The following is a 13837-nucleotide window of genomic DNA, read 5'->3' on the forward strand; positions in this document are numbered from 1 at the left end:
ATGCCGCAAACGAAGATATTTGGCTTCTCGGGGAACATAACACGACCGTCCACGACGCGCACATTCGTCGACCATATCGTCGGGCAATTGGCAATCAAAACGCGAGCGGTGGCGCAGTCCTTCGATGTCGATGACCTTGGACCTTCACTATTGGCGGCCAAACGGCTAGACGACCTCAGCGCTCAAGCACGCGGGGTCGTAGACCAAATGCTGGAGGCAGACGTCCTGGTTGTAGGCTCACCCACCTACAAGGGCAGTTACACCGGCCTATTCAAGCACTATTTCGATTTGCTCGATCCAACATCGCTGAGGGGCAAGCCTATCATCATCGCTGCGACGGGCGGAGGCGAGCGTCATTCGCTTGTCGTCGAGCATCAGTTGCGCCCTCTGTTCGGGTTCTTTGAAGCGCTTGCGATGCCGACCGCAATCTATGCCACCCGTAATGACTTCGCCCACGGGGAGGTGATTTCCGAGGCCATCCGCATGCGTGTAGGCCGGGCTGTCGAGGAAGCAGCATACGCAATAGGATGACCAGACGCAGCAAACGTCGGCGCAACAGGCTCTATTGTCCCACGCGAACCTTAAGAGGCGATTTAGCGGTATTCACCGCCTCGAAGACAACGTTGACTCTGTGTTTCCCTGGTCCAATCGGATGCCAGTGTCCTCAAAACGCTAGCCTCTCCCCGGCCGTAGGTGGTCTTGTTATAGTTGGCGAGTGCGCCCAATCCTGGCTCAATCCAGCAGCTGATTGGCGATCTCTGACGGAGTCGCCGACAAAAAACTGCTGCTTTGGACGGCGGAATAGCCCGACATCACTGGTGTCGCCAAGATGTTTTGAACAGTTGAGTTTTGTCACCTTCGAGACCGTCAGGCATTTCAACTTTGCACCACAACAGCCGACATTTTTGACGCCACGGTTGAGCGCGGACACCCGTGAACTGCGAGGAATTGCCATTTGAGAAAACCGTGTCTTCTACTCGCTGCCGTTCTTGTCTGTGCAGCACTCCAGTTTCCCTGCGCCAATAGCATGGCTGAACAGGCGGCCGCACCCGCTCTGACGGTTTCTCTGACGGCGCCGGCAATACGGGACTGGCCGGAGACCGTTCCCGCGAGCGGCTGGTTGAAGCCCTGGCAGGAAGCAATCATCGCGTCCGAAACGAGTGGCCTGCGCATCACCGACGTCCTGGCGGATGTCGGGTCCGTGGTCACGAAGGGGCAGACGCTGGCCCGGCTTTCGCAGGAGAGCGTGCTGGCGGACCTTCGCAAGCAGGAGGCGGCTGTCGTGACTGCCAAGGCAAATCTGACAAAGGCCAAGGCGAATGCGGATCGTGCACGCCAGCTCAGCACTTCGGGGGCCCTCGCCGACGAGAAAATCACTGGATATCTGGCCGACGAGCAGACGGCGACGGCAAGCCTGACATCCGAGGAAGCCGCGCTCGACAGTGAAAAGATCAAGCTTGCGCAGACGACTATCACCGCCGCCGACGATGGCCTCATAACCTCGCGTTCGGCCGATCTCGGCGCCGTCGTCTCCACCGGCACCGAGCTGTTCCGCATGGTGCGCCAGCAGCGTGTCGAATGGCAGGCCGAAGTATCGGCGCGTTATCTGCCGCGCATTTCGGAAGGCTTGAGCGTTAGGATCAACGGGCCGGAAGGTCACGTCATTGCCGGCAAGGTGCGGCTTGTCGGACCCTCGGTCAGCACCGACACCAGCCGGGCGATCGTCTATGTCGCGCTTCCCGCCGACATTCGTCCGCGGACCGGCCTCTACGTCACGGGCAGCATCGAGTTGCAGACCACACCGGCGCTCACCGTCCCCGAGACCGCAATCGTGTTCCGGGATGGCATCAGCTACGTCTTCACCGCCGGCGAGGACAAGCGGGTGCGACGGGTCCGCGTCGAAACCGGCCGCCGCAACAATGGTGAAGTCGAGATCGTCTTCGGCATCGATCGGTCGTCGAAGGTCGTGACGTCAGGCGGTGCCTTTCTGTCGGACAATGACCTCGTGAAGATTGCGGAGAAGAACTGATGAATTTCTCCGCCTTCTCGATCCGCAATCCCATACCAGCGATATTGCTGTTTGTGATGTTTGGATTTGGTGGGCTTTGGGCATTCAAACAGCTGGCGGTTCAGTACTTTCCGGATATGGACCTGCCGACCATCAGTGTCACCGCCACGCTCGACGGCGCTGCGCCGACGCAGCTCGAGACGGAGGTTGCCCGCACCATCGAGGATAGCCTCACCTCCTTGAGCCATCTCGATCATATTCTCACGACGATCACCGACGGCACCGTCTCGACCAAGGTATCCTTCAAGCTGGAGAAAGACAGCGAAACGGCCCTCAATGAGGTCCGCAATGCCGTCGATAGCGTCAAGGCCGATCTGCCGGCACAGATGGCGACGCCGATCATTACGAAGGCCACCGTCCAAAGCTCCGCACTTGTCACCTATGCCGTCCGCTCGACCGCTCTCAACGAGACCGAACTCTCCTGGTTTGTCGATAACGATCTGACCAAGGCACTGCTATCGGTCCCGGGCGTCGGCCAGGTCAACCGCATCGGCGGGATCGATCGCGAGGTCCATGTCGATCTCGATCCTTCGACGATGGCGTCGTTCGGCGTCACCGCCGCGACCGTATCAGCGCAGTTGAAGGCCGTGCAAGCCGACAAGTCTGGCGGCCTTGGCGAAGTCGGCGGCACGCGTCAGACATTGCGCACGCTCGGCGCCGTAGAGTCGGTCGAGGCCCTGAGGGAGCTCACTATACCGCTCGCTAACGGGCAGCAGGCCCGACTCGACGACATCGCCTCGGTCAAGGACAGCTTCGCGGAGCGCACCTCGATGGCCTATCTCGACGGCAAGCCGGTGATCGCCGTCGAAATCAAGCGTTCGAACGGGTTTTCCGACAGCAGCGTTTCGGCTGACGTTAACACGGCAATGAAAAATTTCGCAGCGTCGCATCCCAATGTGCAGATCCATGCAGTCTACAGCCTGATCGGGTCAATTCTCGGCAATTATGACGGCGCGATGCACATACTGTATGAGGGTGCGATCCTGGCGATCGTGGTTGTCTGGCTCTTCCTTCGGGACTGGCGCGCGACGATCCTGTCGGCTGTGGCACTGCCCTTGTCGGTCATACCGACCTTCCTGGTCATGTACCTGGCGGGCTTCAGTCTGAACGTCGTCACCTTGCTGGCGCTGTCGCTTGTGGTAGGTATTCTCGTCGACGACGCCATCGTCGAGATTGAAAACATTGCCCGCCACCTGCAGATGGGCAAGCGGCCGATCGATGCCGCGATGGAGGCGGCCAACGAGATCGGGCTGGCCGTCATCGCCACCACCTTCACGCTGGTCGCCGTCTTCCTGCCGACGGCATTCATGAGCGGCATACCGGGCCTCCTGTTCCGTCAGTTCGGCATCACCGCCGCTGTTGCCGTCGTTGCCTCGCTTGTCGTTGCGCGTCTGCTTACCCCCATGATGGCAGCCTATTTCATGAAGGCTCATCCGTCGGAGCAGAAGGATGGCCGAATCATGCGCGCCTATATGGCGCTCGCGAAGGCTGCCCTCGATCACCGGAAGACAACAGTGGCCGTGACTGCCGTCGTCGTTGCGGTTTCGCTTTCCGTTATCCCCCTCTTAAGAACGGGATACCTGCCAGCCGCTGACGACTCGCGGACGCAGATCACGCTCACCCTGCAGCCCGGCGCCACTGTCGAGCAAACCGACGCCGCAACCAGGAAGGCCGCAGATATTCTCAGTGAGATTCCCGACGTGACACATGTGTTTGCGGCTATCGGCTCGGGATCCTCGGGCGGTGGTGCGACGGTCGCCAGGAGCAGTGTCGGGTCTGCCGCGATCGTCGCCACGCTGACGCCGATTGATGAGCGCGACCGCAAGCAGTCGGAGATCGAAAACGATATCCGGCAGGCGCTCTCCGTCCTCCCCGGAGTGCGTGTGGCGGTCGGTATCGGCAACGGTACCAAGCTCGAGTTCACTCTGGCCAGCGACGATGCCAGTGCGCTCGATAGCGCAAGCACGGCGCTCGAGGAGCAGTTGCGCACGCTGCATGGCATCGGTGCGGTGACATCAACGGCCGCAAGGCAGGCGCCGGAAATTCAGATCACGCCCGACTTTGCGCGCGCCGCAGCGCTCGGGGTAACGTCGAATGCGATCGCCAGCGCCGTGCGCGTGGCGACAAATGGGGAATATTCCTCCGACCTGCCGAAGCTCAACCTGCCGCAACGCCAGATCCCGATCGTCGTCCGCTTCTCGCCGGAAACGCGCACCAGTCTGGATGATATCAAGACCATGCGGGTGGCCGGCACCAATGGCAATGTCGATCTCGGATCGATTGCCGATGTCCGCATCGGCGGCAGCCCTTCGGAGATCGACCGTATCGACCGCATGCGCAATGTCACCGTTTCCGTCGAACTCAACGGCCGCATTCTGGGCGATGTCAACCGCGAGGCGAAGGCGCTGCCGGCTCTCCAGCATCTGCCGCCAGGCGTTACGCTGGTGGAACAGGGCGAGTTGCAGCGCAGCTCCGAGCTGTTCCAGAGCTTCGCGCTTGCGATGGCGATCGGTGTGTTCTGCATCTATGCGGTGCTCGTCCTGCTGTTCCACGATTTCCTGCAGCCGCTCACGCTTCTGATGGCCCTGCCGCTCTCGCTCGGCGGCGCGCTGGTGCCGCTGGTGGTGACGGGCACCAGTTTCTCGATGCCTGCCGTCATCGGCCTTCTCATGCTGATGGGCGTTGTGACGAAGAACTCCATCCTTCTCATCGAATATGCGATCATGTCACGTCGCCGAGGCATGTCCCGGTTCGATGCGCTCGTCGATGCCTGCCACAAGCGGGCGCGGCCGATCGTCATGACCACCATAGCCATGGCCTCGGGCATGCTGCCGGCCGCGCTCAGCCTGTCGGGTGGGGATTCCAGCTTCCGGCAGCCGATGGCCATTGTGGTGATCGGAGGCGTGATGATATCAACGCTGCTCAGCCTCATCATTATCCCGGTCATCTTCACCTTCGTCGACGACCTGCAAAATTTGCTCAAATCGTTCAATCGCCGAGCGCTTCGACGCCATGCGACCTGCGGGCGAGAGACGGAGTTCAGTAATTTGCCAGGCGATCTCGGCGGCGATACAGGGAAATCCCTAGAGATGACTCCATCTCAGCATAAAGTCATCGAACCCACACCTTGATCGGGACTGGAGGCGTTTTTGGCAAACGCTTCTCGTTGTCGATCAAATCACGCGAATTCCAACCCTCGGCCTGTCATTGATATTGCCTCCTGCGGTCAAGTGCGAAGCTCGGCGCCTTCTTTGTTGCGGCAGTCGCGCGTGTGGATACTATGCGCGGCAGCAGATAATGCATTTTAATTTTAGCCTTTCAGTTGAGGCGGAAGAGGACATCATTGCGATCGCCGAACAAGGTGTAAGCATGTTCGGATCCACACAGGCGAGGCGATATCATGATGACTTGTTCGCTGTGCTTGACCTCATTGCCGCCAACCCGCGAATGGCACGTGAGCTGGAAGAGATTTCGCCACCGTTAGAATTCATCCGTTCGAGGCCCATCCTATTGTCTACAAGATCGAGGAAAACGGAGCAATTTTCGTGATCCGAATACGCCATAGACATGAAGACTGGACCGGCGATCCTGTCTTGGACTCACTGAGTAGACCAACATGCATCATTGTGTGAGAGGCGTTACGGTCGGGCTGTGACGCATGTCAGATCAGCTACATCGCCGTTATCCTGTGCTTTTTCTCCTGATTTTTTGGAGGAGATGGCCTAACCGATTTGCCGGACAGCAGTCTGGAGAGTTCGTTCTAAGATAACGTCGGGGACTGAGTGACGCAGCAGTTCGATTTGTTTGTTTCAAGTGAGACACCTTCCGCGAAGGCAGCTGCTTCATTGCCTGCCAAGCGCCAACGGTCAGCTGCTTTAAGTGAGGACGATATGGTGCAGCAACTCCAGGCGACCGGCCGATATCGCATCCTCAAAAAACTCGAACCGCGTGCCATCGCAACGGAGGCGCGGCCCGGATTCCCGTTGAAGTGAGGTGGCTCCTGATCGAGGCTCGCCCGGGCAAAGGAACCTTCGTTCGCGAGGGGCCCGCAAGTCCCGCCGAGGTTGTCGACCTATCTTGGCAATCTGTCGCGCTTGGAGCTGCGCGGGGAGACGGTGGTTTTTTGGAAACTTCATTGACGCTTCCACCAGCCGACGGCTTGATCTTGAGCATGGGCTACCTGCCGCCTGATCTACAGGCGTCTGGCCTTTTGGCACACGCGCTCCGTCGAGCCGCAGGTCGTGTCGATCTTTGGGATAGACTGCCGATCGAGGGTCTTCAGTCATTGCGGGCGTGGTTCGCGCGCGAGATCGGAAACGGCGCCGTGTTCTCACCCCACGATGTCATCATATGCAACGGCGGACAGGCGGCGATCACTGCGACGCTACGGGCACTTGTGCCGCCTGGACGTCCCATTCTTGTGGAGACGCCGACCTATACTGGCGCTATGTCGGCTGCCCGGGCGGCGGGTCTTGAAGTCATTCCCGTAGCCATTGACGAAAACGGAGTGCGACCGGAACTGCTGGAGGACGCCTTCGAACAGACGGGGGCCCGGGTCTTTTACAGCCAACCAACCTTCTCCAATCCTTCGGGCGTCGTCATGTCGAATGAGCGGCGAGCTGCTGTCCTCGACATTGCTGCAAAGGCAGGCGGGCGCCTTCATCATCGAGGACGACTGGGCGCGCGATCTCGATCTGGCAGGCAACGCACCGGCTCCGCTTGCGACGGCTGATCGCCATGGACACGTTGTTTATATTAGGTCCCTTGCCAAATCGGCTGCACCCGGTTTGAGGGTCGCAGCCGTTATCGCAAGGGGAGCTGCCCTGGCACGGCTGAAGGTGGCTCGCGCGAGTCAAGACTTTTTTGTTTCCGGTCCCTTGCAAGCGGCGGCTTTGGCCGTTGTCTCCGCGCCAAGATGGAAGCCTCATCTCAAGGCCGTCCGCGCTGCCCTAATCGAGCGGCGCGATGTCCTCGTCGGGGTGCTGCGCGAGGAAGTTGGGGATTGCGTGACGTTCCAGGTCCCGACCGGAGGCATGCACCTTTGGCTACGCTTGCCGGATCACGTCTGCGATGTCGCACTCGCTGCAGACCTGGCCCGGAACGACGTTATCGTTGGCGCTGGTCGCCCATGGTTTCCTGCGGACCCAGAAGGCTCTTTCCTGCGGCTAACTTTCGCAGGCCACCCCACCACTCTTGTTGAGGGCGCAAAGCGCCTCAGCCAGGCTATTAAACACAAACTTTAATCTTGGATAACGGAAGGAATAGGGGTTAGTCCGCTGCGCGAGAAGCGGCAGGGCCAGCCACGCTTTCCATTTGACCCAATGCCGGAACGGGTCGAGCCATGCCTTGCACTGCTCGAAGCCGCCGAAGGGTGCCGATTGGGTCTATGAGATCAAATGGGACGGATCCCGCTTGGCCGTCCATATCGAGCCGCAGCGTGTTCGCATCCTTACGCGTGGTGCCATGATTGGACACATCGCTTTCCATCGATTGCCGCGGCAGCAGGTGAGATCGGTGGGAACGCCATCCTCGATCGCGAGGCGGTTGTTCTTGATGAGGTAAGACGGTCAGACTTCCGTGCCCTTCAGCAGGCGCTGGGCGGTCGCGGCGGTAAACGGAGTTCGGGGGAGGCGATTTTCTACGCCTTCGATCTTCTGTACTTCGATGGCCACGATCTCCGCCAGATGGAGCTATCCGAGCGCCGGTAGGCACTTTCCGGCGTGGTACACGGGGACGCGGATGCAGTTATGCCGGGCTACCAGCACCCCGGATGGGTTCATCTTTAAGCAACACCTAAAAAAACGGCGAGCGATCTTGTGACCGCCAGGAGCGCATCATCTTCCAGGCGACCGATCGTTGTGCCAATTCTATCCCGTTTCACGGACATGGCTTTGTCCACCATCACTTGCGAGGCTTTTCGCAATCCGCTTTGCACTGTCGGCTGAATGGTTGGTCGAATGAGCGGCGCGTCGACCAGTGTGCTGGAGATCAGCAGGACAGTGATCGTTCCAGTTGCATCAAACTGATCGGCCTGGATGATTAGTGCTGGACGCGGCTTGCCGAAATCACCGCTGATTGCGACGGTCACAATGTCACCGCGCCTCACGCTTCACCCTCGTCGTCCAGGTCATCGAGAGCGGCGTCAAGGAAGTCTTGCAGACTGGGATCGGCGGCATCGGCAAGGGCTACCTGAACGGACTGACGATGGCATTCGGCGGCAAAACCAGGGCGACGAGTATCGGGAACCCATATTTGCACAGGACGCAGCCCAGCGGCGCGCAACGTCTCACGGCGCTTTTGAACTCGTTCGTTGACCGAGCTTGCCATGATCAAACTCCAATGTGATTGTTACATGTAACATAATGGGCGAGCCCCGCCATGTCAATGAGTCGCAGCAGAGCGTGAAGGTACTCACTCTGGCGGGGACAAGTTGCGGTATATTCAGGCGTCGGTTGGGAGGGGCGGGCTGATCGAGTTCCGGCGCTTGCCTGGGGCCTTTGCCGAAGAACCGACCATTCATCGTCCACAACGACTGGTCGTCAAAATGTGTCGACGAAGTGGATTGGTGACCCGACATTTTCAAAAACAAAAGAGGCAATTACCTCAGAGCGATACGGCACTGTCGCGTACGCTTCAGGATACAGTAAATGCGAACCATCCTGTGCCCATATTTGCGCCGCCCAATGTTTGGCAGATGCGAACGAATGCCAACACAACGCCCGGTCAGTTGGCAACGAGTTTGAGCCAATTCGCGTTGACCCAGCCCTTGTTCTTATAGGGCAGGGGGTGCGTTTTCGTTGAATGGCATCTCACATTGGGGGTCTCGCTCCCGTAGACGACACCGGCCCACTGTCCGCGCTGCTGGAAGGCGATGACCATATCGCCATTGTGAAGTTCGCCAAGCTGGCGGTACTGGCTGCCAGGCCCGGACCTTATTGCGAGAAAGCCGTCCCCGTTGGCTTTTAGTCCGGCAACCATGTTGCTCGAGCAGTTTGCCACCTGACCGTCTCCGCCCTCTTCCAGAATTTGGACGTCCAGGTCACCGCCCGCGGCCGTCGCTTTTTCCGTGGCAGGCTGATCGCTTTTTCCTTGCTCCGGTTTGAAATCCCTGCCGTTCCAGTACAGGGTCGAATAGCAGGTGTCGGACCCGGCGCGGCCGCAGCTACTTCCATGCAGGGCAAGCTTGATCGCCGGTCGCCCTGCGATCTCGACAAAGCCTATGCCCTGCACATAGTCGTCAAAGATGGATTTGTAACTTTTGTTGGGTTTGGCCACGAAAATCTGCGTCTCGCATCCAGCCGAACCGCAAAAGGATGAAGGCATGCCGACACATTTCAAATGAGCGTAATCAAGAATGTAATCCGGAACCTGATCGCCGTTGATGTCCTTGATGCTGACGAAGCCCTTTTCAAGCTTGGCAGGCCCTCCGCAGTCTTTCTTGGACTCGTCGATCGCCGCCTGAACGGGCTGGGGGAGCGACTGCGCCGATGCGGCGCCCGAGCATGCGAGAGCGGCCGCCGCGCTTACCACCAGAATTGCCTTGCGCATTTTTCCCTCCGGAGCAGCCGAATTGCGACGCCTCGCCTGGACATTGGTGTCCGAGACGGCGCGTGTATTGCAAGGAAACATACATGAAAGGGCGAGCGTCTTGTATCGCCTGAACGGGCGATGACCGCGCATATAGCCCAGCACTGCGCCGTCACATTGCGGAATGGACCGCGGACAGTGATCGCAGTGGCCGTAGAGTGACGAACTGCTCGAAGCTCGGCGCCACGCCAAATCCGGCGTCTACAGGCCATAAGGCTAAGCCGCTGCGGGCTGGCTCGCTGCAATTCGTGCAGATTGGCTAATGGGCTCGCGGTCCTTAGCCCTGTCTCTTAAGGTCGATTGCTCCAAGCAATAAAACCTCCGACGAGCATTAGGAATGACGTAAAAAAGAACACTGAATGTATACCGGCATGAGCAGCTAATACGCCGCCAATGGCCGGGCCGAGCACTTGACCCGCGTGCTGCGCCGATGTCGACCAGCCGAGGATCGCGCCGACGGCTTGCTCGGGGACGCTGTGGCGTATCACGCTGCCGATACAAGGTAGCAAGCCCCCTAAAACGAGCCCCATCAATATTCGCAGCCCCACCAACTCCAAAACGTTCGTAACGAAAGCTTGTGACAGAAGGAGTGCCGCAGCGATGCACATTGCGACAACGATAACTTTCCAGTGCCCGACGCGATCTGCTAGTCTTCCAAGGTGCGAGGCGGAAAGAACACTCCCAAACGCTGTACCCGAAATGACCAGACCGGCCCAAAGGGTAACATGACGATTTGGCTCGACGAGTTGCGAAATGTAAATCGCTGTTATTGGTTCAATGGACAGATTGGCGATCATCAGAAGCAAGCCCGTCGCCAGCATTGCCAAGACAGGCCTCCTGCTTGGGATCGTCGACCAACTGTTGGAGTGTTCACGCTCTGTCGTTCGAGCATTGAAATTCTCTCTGATCAAAAATGCGCTGGCAACAAAAGTGAGGAAGACTAATGCCGCAGTCAAAAAGAACGTTTCTCGAATGCCGATTAATGTTGGTAGAAATCCGCCGATCAGCGGGCCGACGAGGTTGCCCCCCATAATCCCCGTGGCCAAGAACCCCAACGCCCAGCCAATACGGTCTTTGGGAACCTGTGTCGCTACCAAAGCATATGATCCAGACGAGTAGCCTCCGAGTAGACCGGCTAAAAATCTCATAGCCAGCAACTGCCATACATCTTGAGCTACACCCATCAAGGCCATCGCTGCGACCACGCCCAAGCTTGCGCGAACCATCATCGCCTTCCGACCGTAGCGGTCGGCAAGTCTTCCCCAGAGCGGGGCAACCAGTGCGGCCGCAAGGAAAGTCACGCCGTACGCCACGCCCGAAAACTGCGCTATGGATGCTTGGTCGCTGACGCCTAATTCCCGGATATATAGGGGTAAGAAGGGAAGTAACATTGTCATGGCAACGGTCGTGGTGAACGAACCGGCAGCACAAACAATAAGGTTCGTCCTCCAATAGGGCGTGCTGCCGTTCAGATACGAGCTCGCATTCCCAAGCTTATTTCCACTGTTGAGCACTGTGAATCGCACTTCTTGCTGGGGCATATGGATTTCGGGCACACATTCGGTGTCAATGCCGACCTCGAACCGACTGCTTCGCTTCCGTGTGCGTCGAGGATTGCTAAAGACGTTATGGATCAGAAGTCCTCCTCAGTCGCGGGATAATCCGCTCTATGGCGGAAGGGATTGACCCTGTGGTCAATGCCTTCTCCGGTAGAATGTACTCTGGTAGATATCTGACATGTTGCTCTTGTAGCCCCCGGTCCGTCCGCTGGATTTAGCCGAGAAAGGAATGTTCGCCGGCAGCTCCCGCCGTTTCGCTACAGGGCTGCAAGGCTCGTGCCAAAAACACCGAAAGACTTCCTGTCAGCTTTTCAGCTATTTAACTTGAGACAAAATGAGTTTGCTCAACAAAACTGTGTCGCAAACCCGGTGCAGACGCGTCAAATGAGATGCTCCCGCCGTCTCAACTATGCATTTCGCGGACATCTTGTAATTTCCGTTGCCAGCAGGTTGTCAACGATGAAATCGATATTGTGTTCTTAGAGCGCGCACGCGAACGCGTCTCTCGTGCCGCTTGTTCTCTGTAGCATTTAGGAGCCGCATAAAAGCGGCAGAGCCGGCTGCTCGGCTGATAACAAGATAGGTTGTCATTCTTGAGTTCAGGAAGTCGGCGACACAGTGAGATCGGTGCGCCATGCTGCGGCACTCGCGAAACCAGCCAAACTTAAATCAGCAGGTTTGGAGCACCTACCGTCGCTCTGCCCCACTTCCCCAAGCATGCAGCACGCCGCGGTGTTGACCCAGATCAACGTAGCCAACCGCATTGCTGGTAATCTTAAGCATTGCTAAATCCGAAGGTTAAATGCGGAGGTGACACAATGCTAGCGGCAGCAAGAAAAGATTATCTCGTCGGCCCGTCGCGGAATGCAATCCCGTGTTTGGGGCGTTGGTGCATGGATTGGGATTTGAGGGGATGGCGATCTTTGAAACGGCTGTCTATGGCGTGGCTGCCCTACGGCGGACGGATTTCGGGCGTGCGCAAGCAAGCATGCGGTTGAGGACGGCGCAGCCGATAGCGACTTCGGTCTGCTGCACGGGAGACGATCTTGCGCGCAAAACGTTTTCCGATGATGGACTTGTATCCCCCAATGGCGGTCTCGATCAGCGAGCAACGGCTCAGCCATTGAATATCGCGAGTTGACCGAAGGCGAAACCGTTGAAGATCGCTGGAACTGCTCTATCCGCGACTGACGACCGTGGGCGCACCGCGGCGAAGAATTTCGCGCGATCCACGATGTCTTTTCCTTTTTTGGATAGCTTCGGCAGCAACCGGCATTCAGTTTGGTTTCATCGTGTGGTAACGGACCGTTGCGCGAGCAAAACGCCCCCCGGAAATTTGCTCGCGCACAATGAACCACACCCGGTTCCTCGGCCCTGCCTCACTGCCTTGAGGTGGGGCCATTTCACTAAAGACCGCTCCAGAACGTCACAGCTTCGCCGCCCCGGTGAAGAAGTCGTCGATCTGCTGGGGCGTGAAGCCCATCGCCTGAAAGCCCTCCTGCATCATCGGCGACGATTTGACGAACGAGCCGGAATATTCATAGGCGATCTGCACCGATCGGTCCTGCGTTTTCACCCATCCATCGACCTGGTCGAGAAGGCCTGCAGCGAGGAGCTGCAGTTTGAATTGGCGCGCTGAAACCATCTCAGGGACAACGATTGGCGCAACATAATCGGCGATCATGCCCCCGCCATTTACCCAATCGACTATGATCTGATTGTCCTCTGCGACGAAGAATTCCCCTTCGTCGGAAACGATACGGATGGATTTCGGATCAGATGCCGTTCGTGTGACGCCGGGAGAAAGCGTCTGGTCAATCGTATCGAGCACCGGCGAGATATCGACCGGTGTGGCCTGCCCGCGAGCGGCGCCGTAGAGCTGGTTTGCTTCAGCGTTGCGAGCATTCGTCAAGTCGGTCATTACCCGCGCCGCACTGTCGGGAGCATCGAAGCCTTCGGATATTCGATGGCGCAACGTCCGTCGTCTTCAACTGCGGCACCGGCGCTCTGGCATGTGCTCGGCCCTCGAAATCGCCCATGTGGCGTTCTCCGCGGTCGCTGCCACCGGCAAGATCAAGCCAGCGACTGTTTCCAAGGAAGGCGCCGCCTACGCGGGCGTCGAGACGATCTGCGCCGATCCATCCCACACCACCACCGTCAATGCCGTTGTGCTCGTCGCACAGGCCTAGTACCCCTCCGCAGAGATTATGACTCTTTGACTGGATAGGCCTTGTGGAGTTTTTCACGGGCTTTTTCGGTGGTGAACATCCATTGGATTTGTGCCCTTTGCGCGTTTCTCTGCTGCTGCCAAGCATTGATCTCTGCAATCATCCTGTGTTTGTCGTCGATCCTGCGGTCGAGGCATTGGCTTTTCAAAACGCCAATCTCGATCTCGACGTATCCCCACGCCGAGGACCGCCTTGCTTTGTCACGGTGATAGCGATGTTTTGCTGAGGTGAGCGGTATCGCCACGTTGCTAACAACGAGGATAACGACGTGTCTATCCATCAGCTTGAGATTTTGGCGGGCAGTATGCGGCGCCGGAAGTTCACACGAACTTCCAAGGAATCGATCGTTTCGGAGACGCTGACTGGCGAGATGACGGTGACGGAGGTTGCGCGAC

At 58.3% G+C, this 13837-nt stretch carries 12 protein-coding genes and 4 pseudogenes; 9 read left to right on the forward strand and 7 right to left on the reverse strand.

Annotated features, from left to right (window positions below; translation table 11 throughout):
- From msuE to QD461_RS27265, 8 genes and pseudogenes are all read left to right on the forward strand, one after another.
- Positions 1-531: an FMN reductase gene (msuE, locus tag QD461_RS27230; protein ID WP_004119752.1), complete on the forward strand. Its 531-nt coding sequence runs from the start codon at positions 1-3 to the stop codon at positions 529-531.
- Positions 532-955: 424 nt separating this feature from the next.
- A complete protein-coding gene (locus tag QD461_RS27235; protein ID WP_004119747.1) occupies positions 956-2029 on the forward strand; it encodes an efflux RND transporter periplasmic adaptor subunit in 1074 nt (357 codons plus the stop codon).
- Entirely contained in the window at positions 2029-5199 is a 3171-nt protein-coding gene (locus QD461_RS27240; protein WP_004119743.1) for an efflux RND transporter permease subunit, read from the forward strand. Before QD461_RS27235 ends, QD461_RS27240 begins: the two co-directional genes overlap by 1 nt.
- A 166-nt stretch (positions 5200-5365) precedes the next feature.
- A pseudogene (locus QD461_RS27245) lies at positions 5366-5700 on the forward strand (type II toxin-antitoxin system RelE/ParE family toxin).
- Between the two features lie 150 nt (positions 5701-5850).
- A complete protein-coding gene (locus tag QD461_RS27250; protein ID WP_135488292.1) occupies positions 5851-6060 on the forward strand; it encodes a hypothetical protein in 210 nt (69 codons plus the stop codon).
- Between the two features lie 143 nt (positions 6061-6203).
- The gene (locus QD461_RS27255; protein ID WP_092576572.1) at positions 6204-6800 is read left to right on the forward strand and encodes an aminotransferase class I/II-fold pyridoxal phosphate-dependent enzyme; all 597 of its coding nucleotides are present in this window, start codon (positions 6204-6206) and stop codon (positions 6798-6800) included.
- Positions 6703-7311 (forward strand): aminotransferase class I/II-fold pyridoxal phosphate-dependent enzyme, encoded by a 609-nt coding sequence (locus tag QD461_RS27260; protein WP_376766902.1) that lies wholly within the window; start codon positions 6703-6705, stop codon positions 7309-7311. The genes QD461_RS27255 and QD461_RS27260 overlap by 98 nt, the downstream gene beginning before the upstream one ends.
- 6 nt (positions 7312-7317) lie before the next feature.
- Positions 7318-7773 (forward strand): annotated as a pseudogene (locus tag QD461_RS27265) (ATP-dependent DNA ligase); the annotation flags it as partial.
- A gap of 77 nt (positions 7774-7850) precedes the next feature.
- On the opposite strand, the gene QD461_RS27270 reads toward QD461_RS27265, so the two are convergent.
- The 6 genes and pseudogenes from QD461_RS27270 to QD461_RS27295 all read right to left on the reverse strand — a co-directional run bounded on the left by QD461_RS27270 (position 7851) and on the right by QD461_RS27295 (position 13135).
- The gene (locus tag QD461_RS27270) at positions 7851-8174 is read right to left on the reverse strand and encodes a type II toxin-antitoxin system PemK/MazF family toxin (protein WP_004119734.1); all 324 of its coding nucleotides are present in this window, start codon (positions 8172-8174) and stop codon (positions 7851-7853) included.
- The gene (locus tag QD461_RS27275) at positions 8171-8395 is read right to left on the reverse strand and encodes an antitoxin MazE family protein (protein WP_004119731.1); all 225 of its coding nucleotides are present in this window, start codon (positions 8393-8395) and stop codon (positions 8171-8173) included. Before QD461_RS27275 ends, QD461_RS27270 begins: the two co-directional genes overlap by 4 nt.
- Before the next feature lie 396 nt (positions 8396-8791).
- Positions 8792-9616: a hypothetical protein gene (locus QD461_RS27280; protein WP_240535448.1), complete on the reverse strand. Its 825-nt coding sequence runs from the start codon at positions 9614-9616 to the stop codon at positions 8792-8794.
- A gap of 329 nt (positions 9617-9945) precedes the next feature.
- Positions 9946-11196 (reverse strand): MFS transporter, encoded by a 1251-nt coding sequence (locus QD461_RS27285; protein WP_004119727.1) that lies wholly within the window; start codon positions 11194-11196, stop codon positions 9946-9948.
- Positions 11197-12150: 954 nt separating this feature from the next.
- A pseudogene (locus QD461_RS27290) lies at positions 12151-12322 on the reverse strand (IS5/IS1182 family transposase); the annotation flags it as partial.
- Between the two features lie 318 nt (positions 12323-12640).
- On the reverse strand, positions 12641-13135 hold the full coding sequence (locus QD461_RS27295; RefSeq protein ID WP_240535447.1) for a hypothetical protein: 495 nt from the start codon (positions 13133-13135) through the stop codon (positions 12641-12643).
- A 91-nt stretch (positions 13136-13226) separates the two neighbouring features.
- Here QD461_RS27295 and QD461_RS27300 point away from each other — a divergent pair, with 91 nt between their 5' ends.
- Complete coding sequence (locus tag QD461_RS27300) at positions 13227-13403, forward strand: hypothetical protein (RefSeq protein ID WP_154660805.1); 177 nt, start codon at positions 13227-13229, stop codon at positions 13401-13403.
- A gap of 16 nt (positions 13404-13419) precedes the next feature.
- Here the strand turns inward: QD461_RS27300 and QD461_RS27305 are convergent.
- A pseudogene (locus QD461_RS27305) lies at positions 13420-13837 on the reverse strand (hypothetical protein); the annotation flags it as partial.

Origin of the sequence: Rhizobium sp. BR 314, assembly GCF_047445805.1 — a bacterium.
Lineage (GTDB): Bacteria > Pseudomonadota > Alphaproteobacteria > Rhizobiales > Rhizobiaceae > Rhizobium > Rhizobium lusitanum_B.

What these genes read in the sequence shown, in the direction of transcription:
- QD461_RS27240 (WP_004119743.1), top strand. Translation starts at nt 2,029, where the DNA reads ATGAATTTCTCCGCCTTCTCGATCCGCAATCCCATACCAGCGATATTG.
- QD461_RS27285 (WP_004119727.1), bottom strand. Translation starts at nt 11,196, where the DNA reads ATGCCCCAGCAAGAAGTGCGATTCACAGTGCTCAACAGTGGAAATAAG.
- QD461_RS27300 (WP_154660805.1), top strand. Translation starts at nt 13,227, where the DNA reads ATGTGCTCGGCCCTCGAAATCGCCCATGTGGCGTTCTCCGCGGTCGCT.
- QD461_RS27275 (WP_004119731.1), bottom strand. Translation starts at nt 8,395, where the DNA reads ATGGCAAGCTCGGTCAACGAACGAGTTCAAAAGCGCCGTGAGACGTTG.
- QD461_RS27295 (WP_240535447.1), bottom strand. Translation starts at nt 13,135, where the DNA reads ATGACCGACTTGACGAATGCTCGCAACGCTGAAGCAAACCAGCTCTAC.
- QD461_RS27280 (WP_240535448.1), bottom strand. Translation starts at nt 9,616, where the DNA reads ATGCGCAAGGCAATTCTGGTGGTAAGCGCGGCGGCCGCTCTCGCATGC.
- msuE (WP_004119752.1), top strand. Translation starts at nt 1, where the DNA reads ATGCCGCAAACGAAGATATTTGGCTTCTCGGGGAACATAACACGACCG.